The following is a 4,804-nucleotide window of genomic DNA, read 5'->3' on the forward strand; positions in this document are numbered from 1 at the left end:
AGGAAAGCTGGAGCTGATCGCATCGCAGGGCCGGGGCATGGGTAAAGCGATCGACGGCCTGCTCCCACAATTCAACGAGGGAAGAGGAGAGATCGACGGGGGTATCGGTCGCGTTGAACTGCTTAAGCAGCTGCTGTTCGGTCGCAGAAAGGTATTCCAGGGACTGGATCGGCCGATCGGGATCGAGGGTGATGGAATGCAGCAGGGTGCTGTAGTGATCGAGCAGGCGACTGATGCGTTCGGCCGTGAACAGATCGGTATCGTAGTTGACCGACACGTGCAGGTAGTCGGGATGTTGGGCGAAGTGAATGGTGAGATCGTACTTGCTTGTTTCGAAGCGTTTTCCCTGCCGGTAGATATTCACGTCGAGGTCGGCGGGCTTCAGACCGAGCGAGGCTTCTTCCACGACCTTGGTGGTGACCATCACGTCGAACAGCGGACTTCTGCTGCGATCGGTTTGTGCCTGGAGATCGTCGACCAACTGGTCGAAAGGATATAACTGGTGGGTATACCCGTCGAGCAACCGCTCTTTTACCGTGACGAGCAGCTCACGGAATCCTTGCCGGCCGCTGAATTGGCTGCGAATGGCCAGGGTGTTGACATAGTAGCCTATCTGCCCCTCCAGGTCGACGTGTTCCTGGCCCGCGACGGGCACGCCGAGGATGACGTCTTCGGTACCGGTATAGCGGTGGAAGAGGGTGTTCACCGTTGCCAGTAGAACGGTGTACAAGCTACAACCGGCGTCGCGGCCGAGGCGTTGCAGGGCTGCTGCGATGGTCGGATCGATGTCGGCGGATTGATAGGCACCGCGAAATTGTTTGACAGGCGGGCGGGGATAATCCGTGGGGAGATGTGAGACCGGAAGATCGCCGGAGAACTGTTGTAGCCAGTATTGCCGGTGAGACTGCGTATCCGCTTTTTCGAGCATGCGGTTCTGCCAATGAGCAAAATCGCGGTATTGGATTCGCAATGGCGGTAGTTGGGCCTCCTGGCCATTTACGAACCGGGAGTACAACTGCTGGACCTCGTCATGGAGGATATCCATGGACCAGCCGTCTATGACGATGTGGTGCATGTGAAGCAGGAGGACAAAATGGTCGGCGGCTAGCGTGACGAGGGTGGCTTTGAATAGGGGGCCTTTTTCCAGATCGATGGACCGGCGGCCGCGAAGGATCAGCAGTTCGTTCAATTTTTCTTCCTGATCCCGGGTCTTGCTGAAGTCGAGGAATTCGATCCGGAAGTTGCCATCCTTTGCGGGCATTACGCGTTGCCGGACTTCACCATTTCGTTCCGTATAGGTGGTGCGAAGGATCTCGTGACGGTCGGTGAGCGTCTCCAGGGCGTGGACGAGTGCGTCCTGCCGGAGCGTTCCCCGAAGCTCGTAGGCATGGAGGATAGTATAGGCGGATTGTGCTTCTTCGACCTGTTGCAGGATCCACAACCTTTTTTGCGCATGGGAAAGCGGATAGTCGGGTTCGTCCGGAATCCGGTCGATGGGTTGGTAAACTTCCGTTTGGAGGTGTTGCATCGTTTGTGCAAGAGTCCGGATGTTTTCGGCTTTGAAGACGTCTTTCAGGGTGACGCGGATACCGGTTTGCTGGTATACCCGGGAGATCATGCGCATGGCTTTCAGCGAGTGGCCACCGATGTCGAAGAAATTGTCGTTGACGCCGATGGGAGTACGTTCGAGTACCTCCTGCCAGATGGTGACAAGCTGCGATTCGAGGGGGGTGGATGGGGCGAGATACGTATCAGCGGTTTTGCTTCCGTTGTTGCCCGGTTGGGGAAGGTGGCGGCGATCGAGTTTGCCGCCGGGAGTGCGCGGGATGCTATCCAGGACGAGGATATGGCGCGGCACCATGTATTTGGGAAGGTGGGCGCCTAGAAAATCCCGCAGTGCGTTGAGCGGGTCAGTGCCTGTGGCTGGATCCGAGCGCCAAACGATATAGGCGACGAGGTCAAGGTCGGCGCCTGACCCGGTGGTGGTGACGACGGCTTCTTTGAGGGAATCGAAGGCCAGGAGGCGGCGTTCGATCTCTTCGAGTTCTACCCGGTAGCCGCGGATCTTGACCTGGGTATCGCGGCGGCCGAAGAAGTCGAGCAGACCTTCAGCCGTCCAACGGCCGATATCTCCGGTGCGATAAAGTTTGCCGAGGGCCGGGTGAAGGATGAATTTTTGTTGGGACAATTCCGGACGGCGCCAATACTCTTCGGCCAGGCCGGCGCCACCGATGCAGAGTTCGCCGTTGATGCCGGTGCCGGTTGGTTCGCCATGCGCATCAAGAATATGAACCCGGACATTGGGCAGGGGGCGACCGATGGAGGCGGTCCGGGTCTGGTCAGGCGCTGTAAGCAGGAAGGTGGCATCTACGCAGGTTTCGGTTGGGCCATAAACATTATATAATTTGGCTTGTGGCAGCAGGCGATAAAAGAGGTCGATGGTTTCCGCGAGCAGCGATTCGCCGCCGACCAGTACGGTTTGCAAATGCGGAAGGGTAATGCCGTTGTCACGAATGAGCTGGAGGACAAGATGAAGGTAAGAGGGAGTGATGTCGACCACGGCGATATCGAACTGACGGAGATGATCGATATAGCTATCGGGATGGGTTCGCTCGTCCTCGCCGATGATGATCAGCGGCTGGCCGGCGAACAGTGGGGCGAAGAGTTGCTGAACGGATGCATCGAAGTTGACGGAGGCGGTCAGCAGAGCGGCGGTGGTGGCATGTTGCGTGGCGAAAACGGTGTCGACGATCCATTGCGTCAGGTTGACCACCGAACGATGCTGAATGGGCACCCCTTTTGGCTGGCCGGTAGAGCCCGACGTATAGATGAGATAGGCTGGAAGACCGGGTTGGGCACGGAGTGTTGGCCGGGTATCGGCAAAGGGTTGTTGCTCGAAGGCTTCCCATTGCAGAAGGGGAGAGGAAAGGCCTTCGGTGGCGATGGAATCTTCTGTGATAATAAGAGACAGCTGTGCATCCCCGGCGATGAAAGCGGTGCGGTCCTGTGGATACGCAGGATCAATGGGTACATAGGCCGCGCCTGTCTTTAACACCGCGTAGATGGCAGCTGGCAGCCGGTGGGTCCGATGGAGCAGGATGCCTACGCGGTCGCCGGGCTGGATGCGGAATTTTTCGATGAGGCAATTGGCAAGGCGGTTGATCAACGTGTCGAACTCGAAGAAGGAGAGATGGGTGTTGCCAAAGCGGATGGCCGGCGCGTCGGTATATCGGTCGACCGACGCTTCCCACCACTCAACAAGCGACCGGGTAAGATCGACGGCGGTGTCGGTATCGTTGAAGCTGCCGAGCAGTAGTCTCTCGGCTTGCGGTACATAGTCGAGGGAATGAAGAGGCTGGCCAGGATGGCTGGTGATCGATTGTACGAGGATATGAAAATGTTGCAGCATGCGCTTAATGCGTTCGACCAGGAACAGGTCCTTATCAAAATTGACCGTAATGTCAATCTGGTCATCGTATTCGGAGAAATGCAGGGTAAGGTCAAAGGTGCAGAAGGTCATCTTTTCCTTATCGAAGTTGTCGCGCTGCGCAGCGGCGGCGGACCCTTCCCGGCGGTCATAATTGATCATCACGTCGAAAAGCGGTGAGCGACTGCGATCGCCGTCCAGTGCCAGGTCGTCTACGAGGCGGTCAAAGGGATACAACTGGTGGTTATATCCTTCCAGCAAGTTTTCCTTGACGATGGATACGAGGTTCCTGAAGCTTTTTTCCGGGCGGAACCTGCTCCGAATGGCAAGGGTATTTATATAGCAGCCGAGCTGGTCCTCGAGGTCGCCGTGATCGCGGCCGGCTACGGGAATGCCGAGGATGATGTCTTCGGCGCCGGTATAGCGATGGAACAGCGCATAGGCGGTGGATAATAACACCGTGAAGAGGCTGCTACCGGCTTCGCGGGCCAGGTCATGCAACCCATCCAAATGCGCTTTCGGAAGGGAGGTACTGAGTGCGCCACCTGCATGACGTTTGATTCGAGCGCGGGGGTAATCCGTGGGCAGTTGCAGCACGGGGAGCTCGCCCGCCAAATGGTCGAGCCAGTAATTGCGATGAAAATCCGTCTCCGGTTTTTCCAGCATCCGGTTCTGCCAGGCCGAGAAATCTTTGTATTGGATGCGGAGGGGAGTCGGTGTGGATGACTGGCCAGTGCGGTGGCGGCGGTAGGCCTCGATGAGTTCGCGAAAAAAGATATCGTTGGACCACTCATCGGAGATGATATGGTGGGTGGTGAGCAGGAACAGGTATTCCTCTTTGCCGGGCTGCAATAGCATGACCTGGAACAGGGGGCCGGTGGCGAGATTGAATTGGATGCGGGCATGTTCGATGACGATCGCGGAAGGATTGTCGGATGTAGGCTGATAGGCAAAGGGCAGGGTGAAGGAATCTGCGGCAATGACCTGCTGGCGCAGCTGCCCGTCGCGCTCGATGAAGATGGTACGCAGGATCTCGTGGCGGTTGACCAGTTCGGTGAGTGCGAGTTGAACACTGGGGATATCGAGTGGTTGTTTCCACTCATAGGTGCTGACGATATTGTAGGCTCCGACGGTCTCTTTGAGCTGGTTGAGTAACCAAAGCCTTTTTTGGGCGTGGGAGACGGCGTAGTCGTCTGCTTGCGGAATGCTTTCGATGGCCTCATATTGTTCGGGCTGCATGTCCTGCATGATCCGGGCGAGGTTTCGGATGGTTTCGGCTTTGAAGACGTCTTTGAGACTGATGCGGATGCCGGACTGCTGGTAGACGCGGGAGATCATGCGCATGGCTTTGAGGGAGTGGCCGCCGATGTCGAAGAA

General features: G+C 57.2%; 1 protein-coding gene. It reads right to left on the minus strand.

Going from position 1 to position 4,804, the window contains the following annotated elements:
- Positions 1–4,804 (minus strand): non-ribosomal peptide synthetase (locus VHE34_RS04740; RefSeq protein WP_325585157.1); only part of this gene is annotated, 4,804 nt, incomplete at both ends.

Origin of the sequence: Puia sp., from assembly GCF_035546395.1 — a bacterium.
Lineage (GTDB): Bacteria > Bacteroidota > Bacteroidia > Chitinophagales > Chitinophagaceae > Puia.